The sequence below is a fragment of the Halomonas sp. H5 genome (assembly GCF_050613175.1).
In the GTDB taxonomy this organism is placed as follows: Bacteria; Pseudomonadota; Gammaproteobacteria; order Pseudomonadales; family Halomonadaceae; genus Bisbaumannia; species Bisbaumannia salifodinae.
The window spans coordinates 767,174-793,672 of the sequence record NZ_CP192510.1 but is presented as its reverse complement, the minus strand read 5'-3'; the positions used below and the strand labels follow the sequence as shown (position 1 = coordinate 793,672).

The window sequence follows — 26,499 nt, the reverse complement described above, 5'->3', positions numbered from 1 at the left end:
GCGAAGCCCCGGGCCATGGCCCGGGGCTTCGGGACAGCGTGCCGCGGAATCACTCCTCCATAAAGGTGCCGCAGACCTCGCCCATGCGGCCGGGGGCGTGATCCTCGCTGTGGGTCAGGCCATCCTCCGCCATATCCAGGGCCACCCGCCACTGGTGATCCTGGTCCATGGCGTCGCAGTCACCCTCGCTGCCGCCGCCGAAATTGGAGTCGATCCAGTAGTGCACTTCATAGGCGGTGTCGGCCATCAGCGCACCGGGGAACTCGAAGGCGAAGGCCATCTCGCCCTCGCCGGCCACGCTGCCGTCCTGGCGAGCCAGCACCTCGCCGCTCTCGGCCTCCACCAGGGCCACGGCGATGGCCTGGCCCCCATGGGGGCCCTGGAAGCTGGCATCGCCCTGGAAGACCAGGTCGTGCCCCTCGGTGGCCAGGGCCACGGCGGGCACTAACAGGGCGCCGAGCAGCGCCCCTCGAAACAGGCTGACAATCCTCATGAGTCACCTCCCTTGCAGGGCTATCGCAGTTAGCTTTGCGCTCTGGGGCTACCCTGGGGGCAGGTCGTCGCGGGGCGCTGTGAACCCCTCCCTGGGCGCTACTTTTGCCATCCCTGGCAAAAAACCCCCGCTCCATCCTGCCTCCAGCGCCCCTCAGCTATTCCAACTGAGATCCCCCTGACCTCTCTTGGCTGAACAGGGTCGCCCCCCCAGCATAGTGCGCCAGCGGCCCGGGCGCCGTTATATCCAACGCCAGCGGCGGAACAGCCATACCAGGCCCCCGGCGATCACCAGCATCACCCCGAGCAGGATGAAATAGGCGTAGCGGTAGCCCAGCTCCGGCATATGCGCGAAGTTCATGCCATAGATACCGGCCAGGAAGGTCAGCGGCACGAAGATGGCGGTGATCACCGTGAGGATGCGCATGGTGTTATTGAGCTGGTGGGAGGAGAGCGAGAGGTAACCATCCACCAGGTCGCCGCAGATGTCGTAGTACATCTGGGTCAGGCTATAGAGCCGCTCGAAGCGCTCATGCACATCGTTGATGGCGTGCAGGGTCTCGTCGACCTCCCGGGGCAGGTGGCTGTAGTCGTAGGCGGTGAGTTCCTGGGTGATGCCGACGTGGTAGTTGAAGATCCGGCGCATCTTCACCAGTCGCGACTTGTAGGCCACGATGCAGCGCATCAGGGCGTCGCTGCCGCCCTCGAGCAGGCCATCCTCCAGGTCGCTGAGCACCTCCTCGAACTCCAGCAGGCTATCCAGGTAGAAGCCCGCCGAGAGGTACATGGCCTTGAGGGCCACGAACTCCGGGGAGCGCGCCAGCAGGCGTTCGCCCTCGCCGCTGTTGAGCAGCCGGTCGAGGCTCAGGGCGGTGCCCGGGTGCAGGCTGATCAGGTAGCGTTCGCCGATAAAGAAGGCCACCTGCTGGGGCACGAAGTTGAGCTCGGTATCGAAGGAGGCGATGCCGCGATAGAGGATCAGGGTATGGGTCTCGAACTCCTCGATCTTCGGCGGGTGACGCTCGCGATGGGCATCGTCGATGGCCAGGGGGTGGCAGTCGAAGGACTCCAGCAAGGCCCGCTCCCGGGCCTGTGGCTCGCCCTGCAGGTCGAGCCACAGGTGACCGTCGCCTTCCTCCCGCCAGCGGGCGATCAGCTCTTCGCCACCGCGCACCCGATCGCCGGCGCCGGTGATCAACAGCCCTCGAATCATAAGGCCTCCCTGTCCAGGATTTTGCCTCGACGATAGGCCATGCCGGTCCGCCTTGCACCCTACTCCCGGTTATTTTCCCGGGGGCGGAGGACTTTTCCCCGGGCTTGCGGCAGCATGAGGCGTTTTGCGTACGACTCAGGGAAGACCCATGCCGCTATTTCAGTCCGCCTATCGGCGCCGCGTCACCCTCACCTATTTCCTGGCCTTTATCGCCATCGGACTGACCGGTGGCCTGCTGGGCCCCGCCCTGCCGCACCTGGCGGAGATGACCGGCGCCAGCATGAGCCAGATCGCCCTGCTGTTCACCGCCCGGGCCCTGGGCAATATGCTCGGCTCGGTGAGCGTCGGAGTGCTGGTGGATCGCCTGCCCGGCCATCCGGTGCTGATGGCCATGGTGGTGGTGATGGCGCTGGGGCTGGGCCTGGCGCCCTTGAGCCCTTCCCTGGCGGTGCTGATCGGCGTGATCTTCGTGATGGGCTTCGCCGAGGTATCGATCAATGCCGGCAGCAATACCCTGCTGCTGTGGGCCCATCGCCAGGCGGCGGGCCCCTATATCAGCGCCCTGCACTTCTGCTTCGCCCTGGGCAATATGCTCGCCCCGCTGGTGGTGGTGACGGCCATCCTGTTGACCGGCCGGTTCGAGTGGGCCTTCTGGCTGGTGGGGCTGTATAGCCTGACCCTGCTGTTCTGGCTGCGCCGCGACCCCGGCCCCCGGCCTCCCGAGGCCTCCCCCGAAGCGGCCCCCGGCGCCGCGACGACGGCCCGCCCGCGGCGTGGCGATGCCCGCCTGCTGGGTACCCTGATGCTGCTGTTCTCGCTCTATGTGGGCGCCGAGATCACCTTCGCCGGCTGGATCACCGCCTATGCGGTCCTCCAGGGTCAGCCCCGGGAGGGCGCCGCCCTGCTGGTCACCCTGTTCTGGCTGGCGCTCTCGGCAGGGCGCCTGGCGGCCATTCCGCTGCTGCGCCTGACCTCGCCCTGGTGGCTGCTGCTGGGCTGCCTGGGGCTGGGCCTGGCCAGCGCCCTGGCCATGCCCTGGCTGCCCCTGTGGCTGATCGCCCTCGGCTATGGCCTGGCCGCCTCGGCGATCTTCCCCACCCTGTTCAGCCTGTGTAACCAGTTGATGAGCATGAGCGGCAAGCGCACCGGCCTGGTGTTCCTGGCCAGCGGCCTGGGCGCCATGCTGGTGCCCTCGCTGACCGGCCCCCTGCTGGATGGCGCCGGCGCCGGGGCCTTCCCCTGGCTGCTGGCGGCGCTGATGGGGCTGTTGCTGCTGGGCGTCGCCGTCCTCCATCGCCTCGCCCGGGGACGTTGAGCCCCCACGGCATGCCCCATGCCGGCTCGACATGATTCCGCCACGGCATGGCTCCCAAGACAACGGCATTGGCCAGCGACCGGGTGACTCGGTAGCGTGGGCGCCATTCAAGTCCCTGACCTTGCCGAGAGTCGATCATGAGTGAAGCCGCTACCCCCGTTTCCGCCGCCACCCGCGAAGAGCGCGACCTGCTGGGCAGCCTGGCGGTACCGGCCGAGGCCTACTACGGCATCCAGACCCTGCGCGCGGTGCACAACTTTCACCTCAGCGGCGTGCCGCTGTCCCACTACCCCAAGCTGGTGATCGCCCTGGCCATGGTCAAGCAGGCCGCGGCCGGCGCCAACCACCGCCTGGGCCACCTGGACAAGACCCGTTTCGAGGCCATCGACCACGCCTGCCGGCGGGTGATCGACGGCGAGCAGCATGACCAGTTCGTGGTGGACATGATCCAGGGCGGCGCCGGCACCTCCACCAACATGAACGCCAACGAGGTGATCGCCAACCTGGGCCTGGAATTCCTGGGCCACGCCAAGGGCGACTACCGCCACCTGCACCCCAACAACGACGTCAACATGGCCCAGTCCACCAACGACGCCTACCCCACGGCGATCCGCCTGGGCCTGCTGCTGGGGCATGACTCCCTGCTGGCCAGCCTGGAGAAGCTGTGCCTGGCCTTCTCCGCCAAGGGCGGGGAGTTCGCCGAGGTGTTGAAGATGGGCCGCACCCAGCTCCAGGACGCGGTGCCCATGACCCTGGGCCAGGAGTTCCACGCCTACGCCAATACCCTCGGCGAGGACCTGGGCCACCTCACCAAGCAGGTGCCGGCGCTGCTCTGCGAGGTCAACCTGGGCGGTACCGCCATCGGCACCGGCATCAACGCCGACCCGCGCTACCAGCGCCTGGCGGTGGAGCGCCTGGCGGCCATCAGCGGCCACCCCCTGGTACCGGCCCAGGACCTGATCGAGGCCACCTCCGACATGGGCGCCTTCGTGCTCTTCTCCGGCATGCTCAAGCGCCTGGCGGTGAAGCTGTCGAAGATCTGCAACGACCTGCGCCTGCTCTCCAGCGGCCCGCGCACCGGCTTCAACGAGATCAACCTGCCGCCGCGCCAGCCGGGCAGCTCGATCATGCCGGGCAAGGTCAATCCGGTGATCCCCGAGGCGGTCAACCAAGTGGCCTTCGAGGTGATCGGCAACGACCTGGCGCTGACCATGGCGGCGGAGGGTGGCCAGTTGCAGCTCAACGTCATGGAGCCGCTGATCGCCTACAAGATCTTCGACTCCATCCGCCTGCTGACCCGCGCCATGGACATGCTGCGCGAGCACTGCATCGTCGGCATCACCGCCAACGAGCAGCGCTGCCGGGAGCTGGTGGAAAACTCCATCGGCCTGGTCACCGCCCTGAACCCCTATATCGGCTACGAGAATGCCACCCGCATCGCCCGCGAGGCCCTGGCCTCCGGTCGCGGGGTACTGGAGCTGGTGCGCGAGGAGCAACTGCTCGACGACGCCACCCTGGATGACATCCTGCGCCCGGAGCATATGATCGCTCCGCGCCTGGTGCCCTTGAGCTAGGCTATTCCCAGCGAGGCGGCATCGGGGAGAAGAGGATGAGTCAGGCGATCCAGCGTATCGTGGTTCCCGTGGATGGCACCCCGGCCGCCCTGGCCGCGGTGCGACTCGCCGGCGAGCTGGCGAGACACTGGCAGGCGACCCTGGAGCTGACCCAGGTACGGCCCCTCTACCCCGCCGAGCTGAGCGATATTCCGGCCAATCGGCTCGGCGAGCCGGATCATGATCACCGCGTGATGGAGGCCTCGGTAGCGGAGGCCTTCCGACGGGCCAGGGAGGCCCTAGGCCCGGAATTCGCCCGCCCCCTGGAAGAGGTCACCCTGCGCGAACAGGACCTGGTCCATCACCGGGCCCGGGACCTGCTCGATCACCTGCGTCGCTATGACCACGCCCTGCTGGTGCTGGGGATCCACGCCAGGCCCGGCCATCTCGTCGCCGGCCTCGGCGATACCCTGTTGCACAAGGCGCGCTGCCCCGTGGCGGTGGTCCGCGACGACCGCCCCCCGGTCGCGGGGATCGATCGCCTGCTGCTGCCGCTGGATGGCTCTTCCCATAGCGACCGGGCCGTGCGGCTGGCCGCCGACCTGGCGGCCACCGGCGACCTGCCGGTCACCCTGCTGCACTGCTCCGCGCGGCCCTCGGATACCCAGAGCGACTGGCTCTTCGCCCAGGCCCGCCGGCACTTTCCTGCCCACCTTCCCCTGGACACACGCCCCCTGCTCGACAGGTCTCCGGCGCAGGCGCTCCTGCGCGAGATCCATCAAGCGCCGGACCGGCCCTTGCTGATCATGGGGCGCCGGGGGTTGGGACAGTGGCGGGAACAGCTGCTGGGAAGCGTCAGCCGTCGCATGATCACCGAGGCGCCTTGCCCGGTGATGGTGGTCACCGACAAGGAATAAGTCATAGGCTCTGTCCGAAAAGTCGGCGAGCTGAAGGTCAGACAAGGCAAAAATCGGCGAAAAGACGGACCGGGCTCGCGTGCGAGTTTACGAGGTGTAAATGAGTACTTTGAGCCGATTTTTAACGCCGTATGAGCGAGCGCAGCCAGTTTTCGGAAAAGCCTAGAACAGCCCCTCAATATGTCCCTGCGCATCCAGCCCCATGCCCTGGGCCGCCGGCTCCCGAGGCAGCCCAGGCAGGGTCAGGATATCGCCGCACAGCGCCACCACGAAACCGGCCCCGGCACTGAGCCGGGCCTGGCGGATGGTCAGGCGGTGCCCCTCGGGGGCGCCCAGGCGCCGGGGATCGTCGCTGAAGCTGAAGGGGGTCTTGGCGATGCACACCGGCAAGTGACCGTAGCCCGCCGCGGTGAAGCGCGCCAGCTGCTCCCGGGCGGCGGGCTCGAGGGCGATGCCCACGGCGCCATACAGCTCCCGGGCGATGCATTCGAGCTTCTCCGCCAGGGGCAGGTCCTCGCCATAGAGGGGCGCCACCGTCGGCGCCTCGCCCTGCAACCGGGCGATCACCTCGGTGGCCAGGGCCTCGGCGCCGGCCCCGCCCTCGGCCCAGTGGCGGCAAGGCACCACCGTTACCCCCAGGGCCCGGCCATGGGCCTCCACCCGGGCCAGCTCCGCGGCGCTATCGCCGGCGAAGACATTCAGCGCCACCACCGCCTCCAGGCCGAAGCGGCGCAGGATGGAAAGGTGCCGATCGAGGTTGGCCAGGCCGGCGTCGAGGGCCACGGTATCGGGCTCGTCCAGCGCCTCCCGGGAGGCGCCGCCGTGGTACTTCAACGCCCGCAGGGTGGCCACCAGCACGGCGGCATCCGGGTAGAGCCCCGCCTGGCGCCCCTTGATATCGATAAACTTCTCGGCGCCCAGGTCGGCGCCGAAGCCCGCCTCGGTGACCACCACCTCGGAGAGCGCCAGGGCCGCCCGGGTGGCCGCCAGGGAGTTGCAGCCGTGGGCGATATTGCCGAAGGGGCCGCCGTGGATAAAGGCCGGGTTGTGCTCCAGGGTCTGCACCAGGTTGGGCTGGAAGGCATCCCTGAGCAGCACCGCCATGGCCCCCTGGGCCTCCAGGTCGGCGGCGGTGATCGGGGTGTCATCGTCTCGCCAGGCCACCACGATGCGCCCCAGGCGGCGTTCCAGGTCGTCGAGGTCCTCCGCCAGGCAGAGGATCGCCATCACCTCGGAGGCGGCGGTGATCTCGAAGCCACTCTCCCGGGACTGCGCCCGGGGATCGCCATTGAGGCCAGTGCGGATCCGGCGCAGGGCCCGATCGTTCATATCCAGCACCCGTGTCCACACCACCCGTTCGGGGTCGATGGCCAGGGCATTGTCCCAGTAGAGATGGTTATCGACCAGGGCGGCGAGCAGGTTATGGGCGGCGGTGACGGCGTGAAAGTCGCCGGTGAAATGCAGGTTGATCGCCTCCATGGGCCCCACCTGGGCGCGCCCGCCGCCGGCGGCCCCGCCCTTGAGGCCGAAGCAGGGCCCCAGGGAGGGCTCGCGCAGGCACACCGAGGCGCTGACGCCGCGGCGATTGAGAGCATCGCAGAGGCCCACGCTGGTGGTGGTCTTGCCTTCGCCGGCGGGGGTGGGGCTCATGGCGCTGACCAGCACCAGGCGCCCGGCGGGACGCTCGTCGAGGGCCGCCAGGGTGGCGTGGCTGAGCTTGGCGATCTGGTGGCCAAAGGGAATCAGGGCCTCGGCGGCGAGCCCCAGGCGTTGCTCGGCCAGGGGCAGGATGGGCCGCAGGGGGGTGGCCCGGGCGATGGCCAGGTCGCTGCTGTCCGGGGCCGCCGAGGCGGCCAGCCCGAGGGAGGTGTTCATCATCGCCGCTCCTGACTCCGGGCGATGGGCACCATGCCCATCGCGGGCATTTTCCTAAGCCTGTGCCAGCCGCCGCCGGCCTGCGTATATGGCGGCGACGGCGGGCTACCCATGGACGACGTCAGGAGGTACTGCCGGCGGGGTCAGGCGGCGCCCTCGTAGGCGCCCTTGAGGCGATAGAACTCGGCCACGATGGCCTCCATCGCCTCGGGGTCATAGTCGCGCAGGCCGCTGACCACCAGCTTCTTGGAGCCCTTGCCCAGGGGCACGCCGGCGCCGCTCAAGGCGAACTCCAGGCGCACATCGCCGCGTTTGCCGCTGACCTCGAGGGACGAGTCGGTCAGCGCCAGGGCCGGCTCGCGCACGTCCAGGCGCTCCAGCTCGAAGCCCATGCTGTCGTAGATCACCAGGGGGCGCTGGGGATTGAACATCACCCCCTGGGCCTCCATCAGCGGCTTCAGGTAGTGGGGAAAGTTCTTGCCGGAGAAGGCCACATAGCGCCGGGTAAAGGCCTCGATCACCGCCTCGTCATGGGTGATCTCGCCGCTGCGCTCCACCTCCAGATAGAGCTTGCCGGCCTCGTCGGTGACGCGAATCAGGCCGTCCTCGTCGAGATGCAGGGCCAGGGGCACCCCGGCGCCCACCATGCTGCGGAAGTGGAAGATCATGCGCTGGGAGAGGCCGAAGCGCATCAACACCAGGGCGAAGAGCAGGTCCCCCGGCACGCAGAAGCGCCGGGCGTCCGGATTGTGGATGGGGTTGTAGTCCCCGGCCACTCCCTTGGCGAAGTGGCTGGCCTGGTCGGCGGAAATGCAGATCCGGCCATCCCTGGCCGAATGAAACTCATCAAGAAACATGTCAACTCTGCCTAATCGATCGGCTCTCGCCACGTCCCAGCCGCCGAAGCGGCCCGAAGCTTCGTTTGTAACACAAGGCGGCGTGTCATGCATGGCCGGAAAGGCCGCCATTAGCGACCAAGAGCCAAGCCCTTGACAGGGCGCAACATGCTAGCATCCCAGGCACCCATTTATTGCGCCTAACAAGGATAAATTCACCCATGCGACTCGCTTTCCCTCCCCGTCATGCCCTCGGCCTGAGCCTGGGGCTCCTGGCCTTGCTGGCCAGCCCCCTGGCGCTGGCCGCCGCCGGCCCCCTGGACCTCACCAACACCATGGTCGGTGGCATGGCCCTGGTCTTCTTCGTGCTCGCCTATCTGCTGGTGATGGGCGAGGAATTCCTCAAGATGCGCAAGTCCAAGCCGGTGCTGGTGGCGGCGGGCATCATCTGGGCCCTGGTCGGCTGGGTCTATGTGCAGGCCGGCCAGCCCCAGGCGGCGGAGGATGCCTTCCGTCATACCCTGCTGGAGTTCACCGAGCTGATGCTCTTCCTGCTGGTGGCGATGACCTATATCAACGCCATGGACGAGCGGCGGGTCTTCGATGCCCTGCGGGCCTGGATGCTCGAGCGCGGCTTCAGCTACCGCAGCCTGTTCTGGATCACCGGCTCCCTGGCCTTCGTGATCTCGCCCATCGCCGACAACCTGACCACGGCGCTGCTGATGTGCGCCGTGGTCACCAAGGTGGCGGAGGGTGACCACCGTTTCATCAACCTGTGCTGCGTGAATATCGTGGTGGCGGCCAACGCCGGCGGCGCCTTCAGCCCCTTCGGCGATATCACCACCCTGATGGTGTGGCAGGCGGGCATGGTCAAGTTCTACGAGTTCTTCGACCTGCTGCTGCCGTCGCTGGTCAACTACCTGGTGCCGGCGGTGGCCATGAGCTTCTTCGTCAAGAAGCATCGCCCCGCGCCCCATGGCGAGCATGTGGAGCTCAAGCGCGGCGCGCGACGCATCATCTTGCTCTTCCTGCTCACCGTGGCCAGCGCCGTGGCCTGCCACACCCTGCTGCACCTGCCGCCGGTGCTGGGCATGATGACCGGCCTGGGCTATCTGCAGTTCTTCGGCTATTACCTGCGCCGTACCCTCAACCGCTCCCTGGCCCGCAAGCGCGATATCGCCGTGCGCCGCGGCGACCAGCACGCCCTGGAACGCCTCGGCAGCGTGGTGCCCTTCGATGTCTTCAACCGTATCGCCCGCGCCGAGTGGGACACCCTGCTGTTCTTCTACGGGGTGGTGATGTGCGTCGGCGGCCTGGGCTTCATGGGCTACCTGAGCCTGCTCTCCGAGCTGCTCTATACCCAGTGGGATGCCACCTGGGCGAATATCGCCCTGGGCCTGATGTCGGCGGTGATCGACAATATCCCGGTGATGTTCGCGGTGCTGACCATGGAACCGGAGATGTCCCACGGCCACTGGCTGCTGATCACCCTCACCGCCGGGGTCGGCGGCAGCCTGCTGTCGGTGGGCTCCGCCGCCGGGGTGGCGGTGATGGGTCAGGCCCGCGGCTCCTATACCTTTATGGGACACCTGCGCTGGTCGCCGATCATCCTGCTCGGCTATGTGGCCAGCATCCTGCTCCACCTGTGGCTCAACGACGCCAGCTTCAGCGTCTATAACGGCCACTGAGTCGCGACCTCCCCGCCTCCGGTCTAGCGGGGGCGGGGATTAGCGGCGACCACGCCGGGAGTGCTCGGGGCCGAACCGGTTAAGCCAGCTTGGCCCCGGCCTGTTGGAGAGGCGGGGTCAGCGGCGACCGCGCCGGGAGTGCTCGGGGCCGAACCGGTTAAGCCAGCTTGGCCCCGGCCTGTTGGAGAGGCGGGGTCAGCGGCGACCGCGCCGGGAGCGCTCGGGCCGAACCGGATAAGCCAGCTTGCCCCGCCCCACCGGGAGACCATGGCCTAGCGGCGACCGCGCCGGGAGTGCTCGGGCCGGATCAGCTTGACCCTCGCCTTGGCGCGCCGCCGCCGGGGCGTCTCACCGGCGGGCGGCGGAGTGGGCGCGGTGACTACCCAGGCGAAGGTGGGCAGCGACAGCCGCCAGTAGATGGCCGCCAGGCGCAGCCCCAGGGTCAGGGCGATGGCCAGGCTCACGCCGAGCCACTGGGCCACCCCCAGGCCGCTGAGCAGCACATAGGCGCTGCCGCCGAGGATCGCCGCGGTGGCATAGATTTCCTGGCGCAGCACCATGGGCACCCGACGCGCCAGCACATCGCGGATCATGCCTCCGGCCACCCCGGTCATCAGCCCCATCAGCACCGCCACGACGCCCGGCGCCTCCAGGGTCAGCGCCTTGTGGGCGCCGAGCACCGTGAACAGCGCCAGGCCGAAGGCATCGGTGACCGGCAGGAAGGTGCGGGCCAGGCGGTGGATATAGCGAAAGCCGAGGATCGACAGGGCCACCGTGGCGAGGATCACCCACAGGTAGGTGGGGTCCTCCACCCAGAACACCGGCCGCACCCCCAGCACCAGATCGCGCAGGGTGCCGCCGCCGATGCCGGTGACCGCCGCCAGCACCAGCATGCCGAAGGGATCCATCCGCGAGCGACAGGCAATGATCACCCCGGTCAGAGCGAAGACGATCACCCCGGCCATATCCAGCCAATAGATCCAACCGGTCACGACACTCTCCTCTTGGTGTTCGTCGCCAGCATAGCAGGGGCGGCATCAGGGGGATGGGGGATCATTGCGCGAACGACATCGACGCATGAAGCCGCCCCGGCCAGCGCAACACCATGATGGCCAGCACATTGCGGTGCTCGCCGCTCTCCAGGTCGAGGCTACCCTGCGGCGAGGGAATGATGCCGGCCCGGGGATCCACGGCGGCGACCAGGGCATCGCGAACTCGCGACACGACCGGATGCGCCTCCCGTCCCGCCAGCAGGAAGCTCAGTGCCACCTCGGCCAGGATATCCTCGGTGGCGCGCGCCAGGATCGCCTCGATATCCGCCTCGAAGGCCTCCAGTACCCAGGCGAACTCTTCGGCACTCACCGGCTGCTGGTAGTAGCGACTCGCAGCGATCACGAAGTGAGTCATGCCGTAGAGCCTGTTGCGATACTCGGTGCGGTCCAGGATCGCCGCACTGCCTGGGGGATAGCGCTGCCGGAAGGCCTCGGTGACCTCGCGACGCAGGTCGGTGATCCCCAGTTGATGGAGGTAGTGAACCTGGTTGGCCACCTGGGCCGCGTAGATGCCCAGGACATCGGGATCGGTGAGGAAGGCGTGCCAGTCGACGCTCGCCAGGTAGGCGAGGCCCCTTTCGTGATCCTCCAGCGCCGGCAACAGGCCATAATAGTGCGCCTGGGTCAGGCGGAAGAGTAACTGGCGGGCGAAGATCATGTCGCCCCACTCGGCGAACATCTCGCGCCTCGCCCGCTGCTTGGCGGTGCGCTGCGAATAGGTCTCGACGAGCTCGCGACTGCGCCGCACGACATAGTCGGGGTCGGCCAGGGCGGCGAGGTCCCGCTCCAGCCAGCCCCGCAGGCGCCGGACATAGTCACGATTGGGGCCGAGATAGCGTGCTTCACCGGTCAGGCGATACAGACGCTGGGCATAGTGGCGCTGCTTGCCGAGGGGCAACTCCGGCAGGGCGGCCTCGTAGACCGCCTGGATAGCCAGCCCCGCTTGCTCGTGCCGCTGTCGTTCGGCCTCGGTGGCCAGGGCCGTGCAGCCGGCCAACAGCAGCATCAGCAGAACGAGCACCCCACTGCGCAGCGGTAATACCCTCATGGCTTCCTCCTCCCTGACGCTTCCCTGACTCTTCCCTGCCCCCGACGCCTACTGATAGGTCACCACCAGGAAGCACACCAGCTCCTGGTCTCCGCTATTCTCGATAGTGTGGTCGAGGTCGGCGTGGTAGTGGGCCGAGTCGCCGGGGCCCAGCAGGCTGACGTTGTCGCCGGCCTGGATCCGCGCCCGCCCCTGGGTCACGGTGAGCAGTTCCCGGGTGCCCTCGAAGTGGGGCGCGCTGGGCAGGCGGGCCCCCGGCGAGAGGCGGATCTCGTAGAACTCCACCGACTTCTCCATATGCAGCGGTGAGAGGGTACGAATGCGGCACTCCCGGTCGTCGCGGAACAGCTGGTTGGCATCGTCGCTGCGCACCACCTCGATGCGCGAGGCGGTCCAGGGCTGGTCGACCAGCTCGCCGATGCTCAGGCCGAAGGCCTGGGCGATGCGCAGGGTCACCGCCAGGGTGGGGTTGGCGCGTCCCCGCTCGATCTGGCTGAGCATGGAACGGCTGACCCCGGAGGCCGCCGCCAGTTGATCCAGGGTCAGGCCGCGCTTCTTGCGCAGCTCGATTACCCGGCCCGAGAGCACCTGGCTGCCCAGATCGCCGGAGCGCTCGCCCGGGCGCGATGTGGGAGGCGACGTTGCCGTCATCGGGCGTCCTCCATGGAGCGCAATATCCAAAATACTGGAATAATTTCTTGTATCATGGACTATGTCTGCAATACTGGAATTTATTCCCGTATCTTAAACCCCCGGATCGGGAATGCCAGGGAAATTAGGGACCATCTCAGTTGAATAGCTGAGGGGCGCTGGGGACAGGCCGAAGCGAAGCGTCTTTTTCATGGACGAAAAAGCCGAGCGCCCAGGGATGGGTTTACCGCGTCTTCGCGGAGTGCCTGCCCCCAGGGTAGCCCCGGGCCTCAACGAAAGCCCTGAGGGAAATCACCTGCCCAAGGAGACACCATGAAGGCATTGGTCAAGCGCGAGGCCGCACCCGGCCTCTGGCTGGAAGAGGTTCCCGAGCCCCAGGTGGGAATCAATGACGTGCTGATCCGCGTCAAGCGCACCGCCATCTGCGGCACCGATCTGCATATCTATAACTGGGACGCCTGGGCCCAGCAGACCATCCCCACCCCCATGGTGGTGGGCCACGAGTTCGTCGGCGAGATCGTCGAGGTGGGCTCCAACGTCAACGACTTCAAGCCGGGCCAACTGGTCTCCGGCGAGGGCCATGTGGTGTGTGGGCGCTGCCGCAACTGCCTGGCCGGGCGCCGCCACCTGTGCGCCCATACCAGCGGCGTCGGCGTCAATCGCCCCGGCGCCTTCGCCGAGTACCTGGCCCTGCCCATGTCCAATGTCTGGGAACATCGCCCGGGCATCGACCTGGACGTGGCGGCGCTCTTCGACCCCTTCGGCAACGCCGTGCATACCGCCCTGCAGTTCGAGCTGCTGGGGGAGGACGTGCTGATCACCGGGGCCGGCCCCATCGGCGCCATGGCCGCCGCGGTATGCCGCCATGCCGGCGCCCGCCATGTGGTGGTCACCGACCTCAACCCGGAGCGCCTGGCCCTGGCCAAGCGCCTCGGCGCCACCCGCACCGTGGACGTGCGCCACGAGACCCTCGCCGAGGTGCAGCGCGACCTGGGCATGGCCGAGGGCTTCGACGTGGGCCTGGAGATGAGCGGCAGCCCCGAGGCCTTCCGCGACCTGCTGGCCAACCTCTGTCACGGCGGCAGGGTGGCCATGCTGGGCATTCCCAGCGAGGCCATGGCCATCGACTGGAACACGGTGATCTTCAATATGCTGACCATCAAGGGCATCTATGGCCGGGAGATGTACGAGACCTGGTACAAGATGTCGGTGATGATCGAGTCGGGGCTGGATATCTCCCCGGTGATCACCCACCGCCTGCCCTACCGGGAGTTCCAGCAGGGCTTCGACGCCATGCTCGACGGCTCGGCGGGCAAGGTGGTGCTGAACTGGGAATAAGGAGAAAGGCTATGTACGGCGATTTCCGCCAGCATCTGCGCCAGGAACTCGAGGCCATCGAGGCCGCCGGCCTGACCAAGCACGAGCGCCTGATCACCACCCCCCAGGGCGCCCATGTGGGCCTCGACTCGGGCCGCGAGGTGCTCAACCTCTGCGCCAACAACTACCTGGGCCTGGCCCAGCACCCGGAGGTCACCGCCGCCGCCCGGGCCGGCCTCGACGACTGGGGCTATGGCCTCGCCTCGGTGCGTTTTATCTGCGGCACCCAGAGCCTGCACAAGCAGCTGGAGCAGAAGCTCAGCGACTTCCTGGGCACCGAGGAGACCATCCTCTACCCCTCCTGCTTCGACGCCAACGGCGGCCTCTTCGAGACCCTGCTGGGCCCCGAGGACGCGGTGATCTCCGATGAGCTCAACCACGCCAGCATCATCGACGGCATCCGCCTGTGCAAGGCCAGCCGCTATCGCTACCGCAACAATGACATGGCCGACCTGGAGGCCCAGTTGAAGGAGGCCGATCGCCGTGGCGCCCGCTTCAAGCTGATCACCACCGACGGCGTCTTCTCCATGGACGGCTATATCGCCCGCCTCGACGAGATCTGCGACCTGGCCGAGCGCTACGGCGCCCTGGTGCACTTCGACGACTGCCACGCCACCGGCTTCCTCGGCGCCGGCGGCCGCGGCACCCACGAGTACCGGGGCTGCATGGAGCGGGTGGATATCATCACCGGCACCCTGGGCAAGGCCCTGGGCGGCGCCAGCGGCGGCTACACCAGCGGCCGCCGGGAGGTGGTGGAGCTGCTGCGCCAGCGCTCGCGCCCCTACCTCTTCTCCAACACCGTGGCGCCGCCGGTGGTGGCCGGGGCCCTCAAGGCCCTGGCACTGGTCAGCGAGTCCAGCGAACTGCGCGACCGCCTCAAGGAGAACACCCGCCTCTTCCGCGCCGGCCTCGAGGCCCTCGGCTTCGAGCTGCTGCCCGGCGAGCACCCCATCGTGCCGGTGATGCTCCACGATGCCACCCTGGCGGCGCGCTTCGCCGAGGCAATGCTCGAGGAAGGCATCTATGTGGTGGCCTTCTCCTACCCGGTGGTGCCCCAGGGCAAGGCGCGCATCCGCACCCAGGTCTCCGCCGCCCTCTCCCGGGACGACCTGGAGGCCGCCCTGGCGGCCTTCGGCCGGGTCAAGACGCGGTTGGGACTCTAGGAGCCGATCGCCCGCCGCCGGAGGCGGGCGACAGCGCCGCCCCGAGAACTTCTATGCTGTAGGTACGTCAACCCGATCCGAGGTCGCCTCGCCCCCACCGCCCTGCCCGGGGCGCGGCGGCTCACCAGGGGGAGGGGTACCGTGATCCGCGTGGAAGGCGTGACCAAGCTGTTCGGTCCCGATCCGGCCTCGGCGCTGGCCCGGCTGAAGGCGGGCCAGGGCAAGGCCGAGCTCCAGGCCGAGAGCGGTCATGTGTTGGGGGTCAATGACGTCAGCTTCGCCCTGGAGCCCGGCGAGGTGTTCGTGATCATGGGGCTCTCCGGCAGCGGCAAGTCGACCCTGATCCGCTGCATCAATCGCCTGATCGAGCCCACCGCCGGGCGCACCTTCCTGGAGGACCCGGAGACGGGGAGCGAGGAGATCACCGGCGCCTCCCCCGAGCGACTGCGACGCCTGCGCCGCCGGCATCTGAGCATGGTCTTCCAGCACTTCGCCCTCTTCCCCCATCGCTCGGTGCGTTCCAACGTGGCCTATGGCCTGGAGATCCAGGGCGTGGCGACCGATGAGCGGCTGCGCCGCGCCCAGGAGGTGCTGGCGATGGTGGGCCTGGACGACTGGGGCGACGCCTACCCCCAGACCCTCTCCGGCGGCATGCAACAGCGGGTCGGGCTGGCCCGGGCCCTGGCCACCGAGGCCCGGGTGCTGCTGATGGACGAACCCTTCTCGGCCCTGGATCCGCTGATCAAGGTCACCATGCAGCAAGAGCTGAAGAAGCTGCAGGCACGGCTGGGGCGCACCATCCTCTTTATCACCCACGACCTGGACGAGGCGATGCGCCTGGGGGATCGCATCGCCATCATGGAGGACGGCGCCATCGTCCAGTTGGGCACCCCGGAACAGATCCTGGTCAATCCCCGCACCGACTACGTGGCGCGCTTCGTGGAGCACGCCGATCCCACCGCGGTGATCACCGCCGGTACCATCGCCCTGCCCCTGGGCGACCGGGCCTTCACCCCCCTGGGGGAGCGGGACGGGCTGCGGCTGCTGGGGCATCGCGACCATCCGACGCTGTGCCTGGGAGTGGACGACGCGGGGCGCCTGCGGGGCGCCTGGCGGGACGAGCGCCCCCTGCCCCTGGGCGAGCTGGGGAGGACCCTGGAGACGCCGCCACCCGGCCACCCCCGGGACGACCTACTGCTGAGCTGTTCCCGGGACGAGGTGCTGCGCCGGGTGCTGCGTGGCCGCTTGCACAGCAGCCTGCCGCTGCTGGTCACCGAGGAGGAGCGCCTGGCGGGGCTGATCGACGAGCCCCAACTGATCCATGGCATCCTGGAGAAGCGCGGCCCCCGCGTCGAGGAGGCGACCGCATGAACGAGCTGATGGAGTTCCTGCGCCTGCTGATCACCGACCCCTTCGGCCTCTTCGAGGCCCTGCCGGTACGCCAGTGGATCACCGAGGCGGTGAACTGGGTGGTGGCCAACTTCCGCGGTTTCTTCCGCGGCTATGTGAGCCCGCCGGTGCAGACGGTGATGCAGACCACCCAATGGGCCCTGGGTGGCCTGCCCCCCGGCCTCTTCCTGATCGGCATCTTCCTGATCGGCTGGCGGGCGGCCTCCTGGCGGGTCGGGCTCTTCGCCTTCGTGGCCTTGGCCCTGGTGGGCGTCATGGGGGTCTGGGACGCCTTGATCGTGACCCTCTCCCTGGTGGCCACCGCGGTGCTGTTCTGCGTGGCCATCGGCCTGCCCCTGGGTATCCTCTGCTCCCGCAGCGACCGCTTCGCCACCCTGATGCGCCCGCTGCTGGACATAATGCAGACCACCCCGCCCTTCGTGTACCTGGTGCCGGCGGTGATGCTGTTCAGCATCGGCAACGTGCCGGGGTTGATCGCCACCATCATCTTCGCCATGCCGCCGATGATCCGCCTCACCAACCTGGGCATCCGCCAGGTCAGCCAGGAGTATATCGAGGCCGCCGAGGCCTTCGGTTCCACCCCCCGCCAGATCCTCTGGAAGGTGCAGTTTCCGCTGGCCCTGCCGACCCTGATGGCGGGGCTCAACCAGACCATCATGCTGTCGCTGTCGATGGTGGTGATCGCCGCCATCATCGGCGCCGGCGGCCTCGGCCTCGAGGTCTACGCCGGCCTGGAGCGACTCAATATCGGCCAAGCCTTCGTCGGCGGCATCGGCATCGTGCTGCTGGCCATGGTGCTGGATCGTATCACCCAAGGCCTGGGCGACAAGGCGCCGGGCCGGGCGCCCGACGAGCGCCCCTGATCGTCAGAGGAGGTGTGCCATGAAAGACATCATCCATCGAACTCGCCCCCTGAAGTGGGCCCTGCTGGCCGCCGCCGTGGCCTATGCCCTCACCGCCACCGACAACGCCGCCGCCGAGGAGCCCGGAGCGGGCGTCAGCGTGCAGCCGGCGGTGGCGACCTGGACCTCGGCGGTACCGGTGAGCTGGGTCTTCGTCGAACTGCTGGAGGAACTGGGCTACGAGGTCCGCGCCCCCATCGCCCTCTCCAACCCGGTGGCCTATCTGGCCATTTCCGAGGGCGACGCCCACTACTGGCCCAACGGCTGGTTCCCGCTCCACGACCCGCAGCTGCCCGACGGCTTCCACGACGCCGCCACCCTCTTCGAGGCCCACTGCACCGCCTGCGGCATCCAGGGCTACCTGGTGGACAGTGCCGCCGTGGAGGCCCACGGCATCACCGGCATCGATGACTTCACCCGCGACGAGGTGAAGGCCGCTTTCGACGCCACCGGCGACGGCAAGGCGGACCTCTTCGGCTGCCCCCCGGGCTGGGGCTGTCACGAGGGCATCAACGCCATGCTCGATCGCTTCGAACTGCATGAGCATATCAACCATGTGGACGCGGGCTACGCCGCCAACTTCGCCGAGGTGCTGTCGCGGATCCAGAGCGGCGAGCCGGCCCTCTACTACACCTGGGGCCCCAGCGCCTGGCTGCTGGCCCTGACGCCCGGCGAGGAGGTGATGTGGATCAATGCCCCGGGCATCGTCGCTGACGAGGCGGAACGCGCCGAGGGCGTGAGCGGGGCGGTGAGCGACCCCATCGAGATGGGCTTCGTGGCCGCCGATATCCGCGTGGCCGCCAATAACGCCTTCCTCGAGGCCAACCCCGCCGCCGCCGAGCTGTTCCGCCGGGTACGCCTGCCGCTGGCCTGGATCAGCGAGGTGGACAACGCCATGGGCGAGCAGGAGCTCACCGACGACCAGGTACGGCCCCTGGCGGCGGAGTGGATCGAAGCCAACCGCGAACTCGTGGATACCTGGCTGGAGGCGGCCCGGGCCGCGGCCGAGTGACGAGGGTCACGGAGTCCTAGGAGTCCCAGCGCAGCGGGCCGGCCTCGCTTGCTTCGGGAGACGCCCCCGCCTCGCCGCGGGGCGTCTCCAGCTCCAGCCGGGCCCGCTCCACCAGGCTCTCCGGCAGCTCGCGCTTGACCGCCACCCCCAGCTCGGCGAAGTCGGCGGCCTGCTTGACCAGGTTGCCCTTGCCGTTGACCAGCTGCCCCAGGGCCTGGTCGTAGCTGCCGCGGGCGCCGTCCAGCTTGCGCCCCACCTCCTCCATACTGACCAGGAAGGTGCGCAGCTTGGCATGGAAGCGCTCGGCACGACCGGCCAGCTCGGCGCTATGCCGGCTCTGGTCCTCGAAGCGCCATAGCTGGCGGACGATATTGAGGCTGGTCAGCAGGGTGGTGGGGGTGGCCACCAGGACGTTCTTCTCCAGGGCCCGCTGGAAGAGGGTCTCGTCGGCCTTGAGGGCCTCCACATAGGCGGACTCCACCGGCACGAACATCACCACCACCTCCGGGGAGTTGAGCCCCGGCAGGTCGTAGTAGTGACGCTCGGCCAGCTCGTCGATCCGCGCCGCCATGGCCTGGCAGTGTTCCCCCAGGGCCTCGCGGCGCTCCGCGTCCGTCTCGGCGTTGACGTAGCGCACATAGGCCACCAGGGAGGTCTTGGCATCGATCACCAGGTGGCGGCGCTGGGGCAGGTAGACGATGGCGTCCGGGCGACGCCGGCCCGCCTCGGTGGCGATGCTCACCTCGCGGCGGTAGTCCTTGCCCAGGCGCAGCCCGGAGCCGTCGAGGACGTTCTCCAGCATCAGCTCGCCCCAGTTGCCCTGCACCTTCTTCTGGCCCTGGAGGGCCTGGGTCAGGCGTTGGGCCTGGTCGGTGATCTCGCGGTTGAGGCTCTGCAGTTGCTGCAGCTCGGTGCGCAGCTGGATGCGCTGCTCGCTCTCCTGGCGCTGGATGCTGGCCACCTGGTCGCGAAAGCCCTTCATCTCGCTGTGCAGCGGCTGCAACAGGCCCTGGATACGCTGCTGGGAGAGCTCGCCGAAGGCCCGCCCCTTGCGCTCCAGCACCTCGTTGGCCAGGGCCTCGAACTCCTGGGTCAGCTGGCTGCGGCTCTCCTTGAGCAGGGCCAGCTGCTCCTGGAAGTGCTGCTCCTTGAGGGCCAGGTGCTCGGTGAGGCGTTCGCGCTCCTGGCGCAGCTCCTGCTCGCCCTGCTGGGCGCGGGCCAGGCGGGTCTCGAGGCCCTGCTGGGTCTCGCGGGCCGCGGCCAGGGCCTCCCGGGCGGCATCCCGCTCCGCCGCCAGGCGCGCCTGGGCCTCCCGGGCCATGCCCAGGCGGCGTGCCGCGACCGCCCCGACCAGGCCGGACGCCAGCAGGGCCCCGAACAGGCCCGCCAGGAGGCTCGAGAGCAGGGGGTCGGAGATCATCGCAGCATCCTTATCGTTGGGTTCCCGCCCCCATGGTAGGCGAGGCGCCGCCGCTCGGGAATGGCCAGGCGCCTGTCGAACGCAACCCCGACAGGCGCCTGGCCGTTGAAGCCCTTCCGCCTCGGACCTGCAATACTTAAGCCAATACCACCTTCCGGCCCGGAGACTCATTATGCGCCCCCAGTCCTCTGCCCTCCTCGCCCTGCTGCTCAGCGCCCTGCTGCTTAGCGCCCTGCTGCTCGCCGGCTGCACGGTCAATACCTACCCCGATGGCAGCCGCGACACCGAATGGGGCGCCCCGGACTCCGATGAGCCTCCCACCCGCCAGGAGCGCCGGGAACTTTAACCCCCATAACGCCAAGGGCCCCGCTTCGAGTCTCGAGGCGGGGCCCTTGGCGTTTACCGGCGGGCGATCAGGCCTGCTGGAAGGGGTAGACGCTGCCGATGGCGAGTAGTCGGGTCAGCTCGTCCAGGGCGGTCAGGGTCTCCTCGGCCAGCCGCGGGTCGGCCAGGTCCTCCGGGGCCAGGCGGTCCCGGTAGTGGCGCTCGACCCAGGCGGTCAGGTCGCCGTGCAGGCCGTCATCGAGCAGCACCCGGCCGCGGAGGGCGGCACGCTCCGCCGCGGAGAGGGCGACCCGCAGGCGCAGGCAGGCGGGGCCGCCGCCGTTGCGCATGCTCTGCTTGACGTCCTTGACCAGCACCTCGTTGATCGGGTTGGGGCCGGCGATCAGCAGGTCCTGGATGGTGCGCCATACCGCTTCATTCTCCTGGCACTCGCCGGGCACCACCAGGGTCATGGAGCCGTCCGGGTTGGAGAGCAGCTGGGAGTTGAAGAGGTAGGAGGCCACCGCGTCCTCCATGCTCACCGCCTCCCTGGGCACCCGCACCGGGATCAGCGGCGTGGCCATCTTGGCGCGCAGCTCGTCGAGGGTGCCCTGCTCGTCGAGGAAGGCCATCTCGTGATAGAGCAGCACCGGGCCGTTGCCCACCGCGATCACGTCGTTATGGAAGACGCCGGCATCGATGGCATCCGGGTGCTGCTGGGCGAATACCGTCTGGGCCTCGCCGAGGCCGTGCTGGCGGGCCACCGCCTGGCTCGCCTCCAGGGTCTGGCGGGCCGGGAAGCGCTTGGGCTCGACGCCCTCGCCGAAGGCCCGGCGGCCGTAGACGAAGAGGTGCACCCCGGGCTCGCCGTGGCCGGCGCCCAAACGGGTGTGGTTGGCCGCGCCCTCGTCGGAGAAGGCCGGGGTGGCCGGCAGCACCGGATGGTGGGCGAAGTGGGCCTCGTCCTTGAAGATGGCCGCCAGCACCCGGCCGGTGGTCTCCGGCTCCAGGTAGCGGTGGAAGCTGGACTGCAGGTTGGCCGGGGTGAAGTGCACCCGGCCGTCCGGGGCATCGACGCTGGGGGTCACGGTGCCGGCATTGGCGGTCCACATGCTGGAGGCGGAACACACCGCCCGCAGCAGCTGGGGCGCCTCCTTGGCGGCCCGGGCCAGCACCTCGCGGGTGCTGCCGGTGAAGCCCAGGGCGCGCAGGGCGCCCAGGTCGGGACGCTGCTGGGGCGGCAGCACGCCCTGGGCGTAGCCGGCCTCCATCAGCGACTTCATCTTGCCCAGGCCCTGGAGGGCCCCTTCCCGGGGATTGGAGACCAGGCCGCCATGGGACATGGAGGCCACGTTGCCATGGGCCAGGCCGGAGTAGTTATGGGTCGGCCCCACCAGGCCATCGAAATTGACTTCAAGCACGCTCATAGACTCACCCCCGGCGGAAGAGAATCGGGCAGCACCAGCTCGTCGGCCTCCACCGAGGCCACCGGATAGGCGCAGTAGTCGGCCGCGTAGTAGGCGCTGGGGCGGTGGTTGCCGCTGTCGCCGACGCCGCCGAAGGGGGCGTCGCCGGAGGCGCCGGTGGTCTGGCGGTTCCAGTTGACGATGCCGGCGCGGATGCGCAGCAGGAAGTCGTCCCAGTCGCCGCGCTCGCCGCCGATCAGGCCGGCGGAGAGGCCGTAGCGGGTGTCGTTGGCCAGCCGCAGGGCCTCGTCCCAGTCCCGGTAGCGATACACCTTGAGCAGCGGGCCGAAGTGCTCCTCGTCGGGCACCGGGAGGCCGGTGACATCGATCAGCGCCGGGCTCAGCAGGCTGGTGTTCTCCTCCAGGCGGCGCATGCGCGAGAGCACGCTGCCGCCCAGGGCCTCGAGCTCGTCCTGGGCCTTGAGCAGGCCGTCGGCGGCGGCCACGCTGACCAGGCCGCCATAGAAGGGGGCGGGCTCGCTGAACTGGCCGGCCACCCGCAGCTTGTCGATGGCCGAGACCAGGGCCTCGATCAGGCGGTCGCCCACCTCGCCCTCGGGCACCATCAGGCGCCGGGCGCAGGTGCAGCGCTGGCCGCCGGAGAGGAAGGCGGACTGCAGGATGGTCAGCACGGCGGCCTCCTGATCCGGCACGTCCTTGACCACCAGGGGGTTGTTGCCGCCCAGCTCCAGGGCGAGGATCTTGTCGAGCTGGCCGGCGAACTGCTGTTGCAGCAGGCCGCCCACCTTGGCGCTGCCGGTGAACAGCAGGCCGTCGATATCCGGCGCCGAGGCCAGGGCCTGACCCACCGGGGCCGCGCCCTGTACCAGGTTGATGACGCCGTCGGGCAGGCCCGCCTCGCGCCAGCATTGCAGGGCCAGGTCGGCGGTCAGCGGCGTCTGCTCGCTGGGCTTGAAGACCACGGTGTTGCCGGCCAGCAGCGCCGGCACCATATGCCCGTTGGGCAGGTGGCCGGGGAAGTTGTAGGGGCCGAAGACCGCCATCACCCCGTGGGGCCGGTGGCGCAGCACCGCCTTGGCGTCGCCCAGGTCGCGCGCTCGCTCCCCGGTGCGCTCCTCATAGGCGCGAATCGACAGGGCCACCTTGCCGATCATCGCGCCCACCTCGGTGCGCGCCTCCCACAGCGGCTTGCCGGTCTCGCCAGCGATGGCCGTGGCCAGGGCTTCCCGGTGGCGCTCCAGCACCTCGCGGAAGCGCTCCACCAGCGCCTGGCGCTCGGCGAAGGGGGTCCTGGCCCAGGCCGGGAAGGCGGCGCGGGCGGCGGCCACCGCCGCCTCCACCTGGGCGGGGCTGGCACAGCGGCCGTCCCAGAGGGCCTGGCCGGACACCGGGTCGGTCTTGGCAAGCGCCTCCGCTTCGCCGTCGACCCAGGTGCCGCCGATCAACTGTTGCTGCTTGGCCTGCATGCGTGTCTCCTAAGTCTCGAGTAGGCGGAGGGAATCGCCCGCGCCGACACCCAGTCGACGCGACTCCTCCTCGGTCAATACGATGACATCGTCGGCGTTGGGGCCACGCCCCACCCAGCCGGCGCGGAAGTCCAGCATGGAGGTGCTGGAGGCGAGCCAGCCGGGGCGCTCGCCGCTCTCGGCCCTGGCCGCCACTTCCACCTGGCAAAGCCGCGAGGTGCGCACCGCGCGCACGTCGTCGATATAGGCCTCCACGGTGGGGCCGCCGTCGAAGATGTCGATAAAGCCTTCCCAGCGCAGCCCTTCCTTCTTGAGCATCTCCAGGGCCGGGCGAGTCTGTTCGTGGACCTGGCCGATGCACTCCCGGGCCTCCTCGCTGAGGAAGGGGGTGTAGATGGGGAACTTGGGCATCAGCTCGCCGATAAAGCTCTTCTGCCCCAGGCCGGTGAGGCGGTCGGCCTCGTTGAAGTCCATGGGGAAGAAGTGGCTGCCCAGGCACTGCCAGAAGGGGCTGACGCCGTTGTCATCGAAGCGCCCGCGCATCTCCGCCAGCACCTTGTCCGGGAAGCGGTCGCGGAACTGCGCCATAAACAGCCAGCGCGCCTTGGAGAGCAGGGTGCCGTTGCGATCCTTGCGGTATTCGGGGCGCAGGTAGAGCGAGCAGACCTCGGCGTCACCGGTGTGATCGGAGCTCAGGAAGAGCGTATCGATGGTGCGGTGCAGGTCGAGCTGCACCGAGGAGTGAGCCAGGGTCCCCAGGCGGTAGTTGTAGAAGGGCGCGTCGTGACCCACCTGGCCGACCACCGCGCAGCAGCCGGCCAGCTCGCCGCTCGCCTCGTCCTCGAGGACGAAGAAGTAGAGGCGGTCGTCGACCGGGGTGCGCTCCTCGAAGGCGCTGGCGGCGGCCTCGATCTTGCTGGCCAGGAAGTCGCGGTTGTCGGGCAGCGAGGTGAAGCCGACCCCGGTCTGCTGGGCCAGGGCCTGGAGGCCGTCCAGGTCATCACGGGCGATGGGACGAATACGCATCACAGCTCTCCCTCGTCATAGACGTCATCCACGGCGGGCAGGGCCAGGGGCGCCACCAGTACCGCGCGGCCTTCCTCCACGCCGAGCACCTCGGCGTGCTCCGGCGACAGCATCAGCTGGCCGGTGGGCGAGAGCGCATAGCGGGCCACCACGCAGCGGAACTCGCCCAGCTTCTGGTTGGCGATCATCGCCGGCTCGGCGTCCGGCAGGCTGGCCGCCGGACGCACCCGCACCGGGTGCCAGGCGGCGCGGCGGAAGGTCTCCAGGCGCTCCCGCTCGCCCTTGATCACCGGGCCGGCGTCGAAGATATCCACATGGCGGGAGCGCACGAAGCCCTCCGCCAGCATCTCCTGCATGGGCGTCTCGTGGGCCGGGTGCTCGCGGCCGATGGCGGCCCGCGCCTGGGGCGTGAGCAGCGGCAAGTAGAGCGGGAACTGCGGCATCACCTCGGCGATAAAGCTCTTCGAGCGCACCCCGGCGATATGGTTGATGTCCTGGTAGCCGCGGGCGAAGAAATGATTGCCCACGCTGTTCCAGAACGGTGACTCGCCCTCGGCGTCCAGGAAGCCGGGGAAGGCCACCGCCAGAATTTCGGCGAAGCGCTCCGGGTACTGGGCGATGAACATCAGCCGCGCGCGGCGCAGCAGGCTCTCGGCGCTGGTGCCCTTGTAGCGCTCGTCCAGGGAGAGGGCGCACAGCAGGGTCGCCTCGGAGACCTCGTGGGAGAGCGACAGGGTCTGCACCTCGCGGCGCACGTTGAGCTGCTGGGAGGCGTGGATCAGCGTCTCCTGGCGGTAGGTGTAGTAGGCCTCGTTGGCCCCCGCCTGGGCGCGGATGGTGGCGGTACCCACCACCTCGTCGCGCTCGCGATCCTCGATCACGAAGGTGTAGTGCTCATCACCCGGGAAATCGACCTCGCGGCCGAAGGCGCGTTGCGAGCGGGTGATGCGCTCCTCCAGCCGGTCGCGATGGGCCGGCAGATTGGTCAGCCGCGGCGTGGCGGAGCCCGCCAGCCGCTCCAGGGCCGGCAGGTCCGCCGGCCGCACGGGGCGTACGACCAGCATGGCGAGTCCTCCAGGGGACAGGGATTGACTCTCGGGCATGGGCGACCTCATCCCTGGGCGACGAGACGATCGATGGCGCGCTCCAGGCGAGCCATGCCCTCGCGGATATCCGCCTCGGGGATCACCAGGGAGGGCGCCATGCGCAGCACATTGGGGCCGGCGATCAGGGCCATCACGCCCTCCTCGATGGCCAGCGGCAGGATGTCCTTGGCGCGGCCTTCCCAGGCGTCGGCCATCTGGGCGCCGATCAGCAGGCCCATGCCGCGCACTTCCTTGAAGAGGCCGTGCTTGCGATTGATCGCCTCGAGCAGCTCGCGGAACAGCGCGTGGCGCTCCTCGACACCGCCCAGCACCTCGGGGGTGTCGATGGTCTCCACGGCGGCCAGGGCCACGGCGGAGGCCAGGGCGTTGCCGCCATAGGTGGAGCCGTGGGTGCCGATGGCCAGGGACGGCGCCACCTTGTCGGTGGTCAGCATGGCGCCCACCGGGAAGCCGCCGCCCAGGGACTTGGCGGTGGTCAGGATGTCCGGAGTCACGCCATAGTGCATATAGGCGTAGAGCTTGCCGGTACGGCCGACGCCGGTCTGCACCTCGTCGAAGATCAGCAGGGCGTCGTTGGCGTCACACAGCTCACGCAGGCCCTCGAGGAAGGCCGGGGTGGCCGGCACGATGCCGCCCTCGCCCTGCATCGGCTCGACCATGATGGCGCAGGTGTCATCGCCGACCAGCGCACGGACGCTCTCCAGGTCGTTGAACTCGGCGTGCAGGATGCCGCCGGGTACCGGGCCGAAGCCCTGGGAGTACTTGGGCTGGCCGCCGACGCTGACGGTGAAGAAGGTGCGGCCGTGGAAGGACTGGCGGAAGGAGATGATCTTGTCCTTGTGGGCGCCATGGGTGTCATGGGCCCAGCGACGCGCCAGCTTCAGGGCCGCCTCGTTGGCCTCGCCACCGGAGGAGCAGAAGTAGGCCTTGTCGGCGAAGGTGCGCTCCACCAGGGACTTGGCCAGGGCCAGGGCCGGCTCGTTAGTGTAGACGTTGGAGAGGTGCCAGAGCTTGTCGGCCTGGGTCCTGAGGGCATCCACCAGCACCGGATGGCAGTGACCCAGGGCATTGACGGCGATCCCGCCGGTGAAGTCGATGTACTCGCGGTCCTGCTGGTCCCACAGGCGGCTGCCCTCGCCACGCACCGGAATCACCTGCTGGGGGGCGTAGTTGGGCACCATGTACTGGTCGAAGTCGCTGCGAGTCGGGGTATAGCTCATGGTCTT

Annotated in this window: 23 protein-coding genes; 10 read left to right on the top strand and 13 right to left on the bottom strand. The window is 68.9% G+C overall.

Going from position 1 to position 26,499, the window contains the following annotated elements; all coding sequences use genetic code 11:
* Positions 1-49: 49 nt before the first annotated feature.
* Complete coding sequence (locus ACQ1W9_RS03685; RefSeq protein WP_431025373.1) at positions 50-493, bottom strand: hypothetical protein; 444 nt, start codon at positions 491-493, stop codon at positions 50-52.
* Between the two features lie 240 nt (positions 494-733).
* Positions 734-1,705 carry a magnesium transporter CorA family protein gene (locus ACQ1W9_RS03680; protein ID WP_431025372.1) on the bottom strand — a complete coding sequence of 324 codons (972 nt, stop codon included), beginning with the start codon at positions 1,703-1,705 and terminating at the stop codon, positions 734-736.
* A 148-nt stretch (positions 1,706-1,853) separates the two neighbouring features.
* On the opposite strand from ACQ1W9_RS03680, the gene ACQ1W9_RS03675 reads away from it, so the two are divergent.
* The 3 genes from ACQ1W9_RS03675 to ACQ1W9_RS03665 all read left to right on the top strand — a co-directional run bounded on the left by ACQ1W9_RS03675 (position 1,854) and on the right by ACQ1W9_RS03665 (position 5,490).
* Positions 1,854-3,020, top strand: a complete 1,167-nt coding sequence (locus tag ACQ1W9_RS03675) for an MFS transporter (RefSeq protein WP_431025371.1) — start codon at positions 1,854-1,856, stop codon at positions 3,018-3,020.
* 137 nt (positions 3,021-3,157) lie between these two features.
* The gene (locus tag ACQ1W9_RS03670) at positions 3,158-4,594 is read left to right on the top strand and encodes an aspartate ammonia-lyase (RefSeq protein ID WP_346061532.1); all 1,437 of its coding nucleotides are present in this window, start codon (positions 3,158-3,160) and stop codon (positions 4,592-4,594) included.
* Positions 4,595-4,629: 35 nt separating this feature from the next.
* Positions 4,630-5,490, top strand: a complete 861-nt coding sequence (locus tag ACQ1W9_RS03665; RefSeq protein WP_431025370.1) for a universal stress protein — start codon at positions 4,630-4,632, stop codon at positions 5,488-5,490.
* 162 nt (positions 5,491-5,652) lie between these two features.
* On the opposite strand, the gene ACQ1W9_RS03660 is transcribed toward ACQ1W9_RS03665, so the two are convergent.
* Together ACQ1W9_RS03660 and ACQ1W9_RS03655 are read right to left on the bottom strand one after the other, a co-directional pair.
* Positions 5,653-7,368: a formate--tetrahydrofolate ligase gene (locus ACQ1W9_RS03660; RefSeq protein ID WP_431025369.1), complete on the bottom strand. Its 1,716-nt coding sequence runs from the start codon at positions 7,366-7,368 to the stop codon at positions 5,653-5,655.
* A gap of 140 nt (positions 7,369-7,508) precedes the next feature.
* A complete protein-coding gene (locus tag ACQ1W9_RS03655; RefSeq protein WP_431025368.1) occupies positions 7,509-8,222 on the bottom strand; it encodes a DUF3581 domain-containing protein in 714 nt (237 codons plus the stop codon).
* 200 nt (positions 8,223-8,422) lie between these two features.
* On the opposite strand from ACQ1W9_RS03655, the gene nhaD reads away from it, so the two are divergent.
* Positions 8,423-9,889, top strand: coding sequence for a sodium:proton antiporter NhaD (gene nhaD, locus ACQ1W9_RS03650; protein WP_431025367.1), 1,467 nt, complete (start codon positions 8,423-8,425; stop codon positions 9,887-9,889).
* A gap of 272 nt (positions 9,890-10,161) precedes the next feature.
* Here the strand turns inward: nhaD and ACQ1W9_RS03645 are convergent, their stop codons facing one another.
* The 3 genes from ACQ1W9_RS03645 to ACQ1W9_RS03635 form a co-directional block, all read right to left on the bottom strand.
* Entirely contained in the window at positions 10,162-10,881 is a 720-nt protein-coding gene (locus ACQ1W9_RS03645) for a trimeric intracellular cation channel family protein (RefSeq protein ID WP_431025366.1), read from the bottom strand.
* 61 nt (positions 10,882-10,942) lie between these two features.
* Positions 10,943-11,989: a DUF3541 domain-containing protein gene (locus tag ACQ1W9_RS03640; protein WP_431025365.1), complete on the bottom strand. Its 1,047-nt coding sequence runs from the start codon at positions 11,987-11,989 to the stop codon at positions 10,943-10,945.
* 48 nt (positions 11,990-12,037) lie between these two features.
* Positions 12,038-12,640, bottom strand: coding sequence for a helix-turn-helix domain-containing protein (locus ACQ1W9_RS03635; protein WP_431025364.1), 603 nt, complete (start codon positions 12,638-12,640; stop codon positions 12,038-12,040).
* A 312-nt stretch (positions 12,641-12,952) separates the two neighbouring features.
* Between ACQ1W9_RS03635 and tdh the strand changes: the two genes are divergently transcribed.
* The 5 genes from tdh to proX all read left to right on the top strand — a co-directional run bounded on the left by tdh (position 12,953) and on the right by proX (position 18,504).
* Positions 12,953-13,978 (top strand): L-threonine 3-dehydrogenase, encoded by a 1,026-nt coding sequence (gene tdh, locus ACQ1W9_RS03630; RefSeq protein ID WP_346061524.1) that lies wholly within the window; start codon positions 12,953-12,955, stop codon positions 13,976-13,978.
* An 11-nt stretch (positions 13,979-13,989) separates the two neighbouring features.
* Entirely contained in the window at positions 13,990-15,180 is a 1,191-nt protein-coding gene (gene kbl, locus ACQ1W9_RS03625) for a glycine C-acetyltransferase (RefSeq protein WP_431025363.1), read from the top strand.
* 141 nt (positions 15,181-15,321) lie between these two features.
* Positions 15,322-16,551 carry a quaternary amine ABC transporter ATP-binding protein gene (locus tag ACQ1W9_RS03620; protein WP_431025362.1) on the top strand — a complete coding sequence of 410 codons (1,230 nt, stop codon included), beginning with the start codon at positions 15,322-15,324 and terminating at the stop codon, positions 16,549-16,551.
* Positions 16,548-17,453: an ABC transporter permease gene (locus ACQ1W9_RS03615; protein WP_431025361.1), complete on the top strand. Its 906-nt coding sequence runs from the start codon at positions 16,548-16,550 to the stop codon at positions 17,451-17,453. The genes ACQ1W9_RS03620 and ACQ1W9_RS03615 overlap by 4 nt, the downstream gene beginning before the upstream one ends.
* A 19-nt stretch (positions 17,454-17,472) precedes the next feature.
* The gene (gene proX / locus ACQ1W9_RS03610; RefSeq protein WP_431025360.1) at positions 17,473-18,504 is read left to right on the top strand and encodes a glycine betaine/L-proline ABC transporter substrate-binding protein ProX; all 1,032 of its coding nucleotides are present in this window, start codon (positions 17,473-17,475) and stop codon (positions 18,502-18,504) included.
* A 16-nt stretch (positions 18,505-18,520) separates the two neighbouring features.
* Here proX and rmuC read toward each other — a convergent pair whose 3' ends face one another.
* A complete protein-coding gene (gene rmuC / locus ACQ1W9_RS03605; RefSeq protein ID WP_431025359.1) occupies positions 18,521-19,924 on the bottom strand; it encodes a DNA recombination protein RmuC in 1,404 nt (467 codons plus the stop codon).
* 172 nt (positions 19,925-20,096) lie between these two features.
* On the opposite strand from rmuC, the gene ACQ1W9_RS03600 reads away from it, so the two are divergent.
* Positions 20,097-20,270 carry a hypothetical protein gene (locus tag ACQ1W9_RS03600; protein ID WP_431025358.1) on the top strand — a complete coding sequence of 58 codons (174 nt, stop codon included), beginning with the start codon at positions 20,097-20,099 and terminating at the stop codon, positions 20,268-20,270.
* Between the two features lie 67 nt (positions 20,271-20,337).
* Here the strand turns inward: ACQ1W9_RS03600 and astB are convergent, their stop codons facing one another.
* Genes astB through ACQ1W9_RS03575 form a run of 5 tightly spaced genes read right to left on the bottom strand, consistent with a single transcriptional unit; the run spans position 20,338 to position 26,493 of the window.
* Positions 20,338-21,675, bottom strand: a complete 1,338-nt coding sequence (astB, locus tag ACQ1W9_RS03595) for an N-succinylarginine dihydrolase (protein ID WP_431025357.1) — start codon at positions 21,673-21,675, stop codon at positions 20,338-20,340.
* Complete coding sequence (astD, locus tag ACQ1W9_RS03590) at positions 21,672-23,141, bottom strand: succinylglutamate-semialdehyde dehydrogenase (RefSeq protein WP_431025356.1); 1,470 nt, start codon at positions 23,139-23,141, stop codon at positions 21,672-21,674. Before astD ends, astB begins: the two co-directional genes overlap by 4 nt.
* A 9-nt stretch (positions 23,142-23,150) precedes the next feature.
* Complete coding sequence (gene astA / locus ACQ1W9_RS03585) at positions 23,151-24,167, bottom strand: arginine N-succinyltransferase (RefSeq protein WP_431025355.1); 1,017 nt, start codon at positions 24,165-24,167, stop codon at positions 23,151-23,153.
* The gene (locus ACQ1W9_RS03580) at positions 24,167-25,231 is read right to left on the bottom strand and encodes an arginine N-succinyltransferase (RefSeq protein ID WP_431025354.1); all 1,065 of its coding nucleotides are present in this window, start codon (positions 25,229-25,231) and stop codon (positions 24,167-24,169) included. The genes astA and ACQ1W9_RS03580 overlap by 1 nt, the downstream gene beginning before the upstream one ends.
* Before the next feature lie 47 nt (positions 25,232-25,278).
* Positions 25,279-26,493, bottom strand: a complete 1,215-nt coding sequence (locus ACQ1W9_RS03575) for an aspartate aminotransferase family protein (RefSeq protein ID WP_431025353.1) — start codon at positions 26,491-26,493, stop codon at positions 25,279-25,281.
* Positions 26,494-26,499 lie beyond the last annotated feature (6 nt).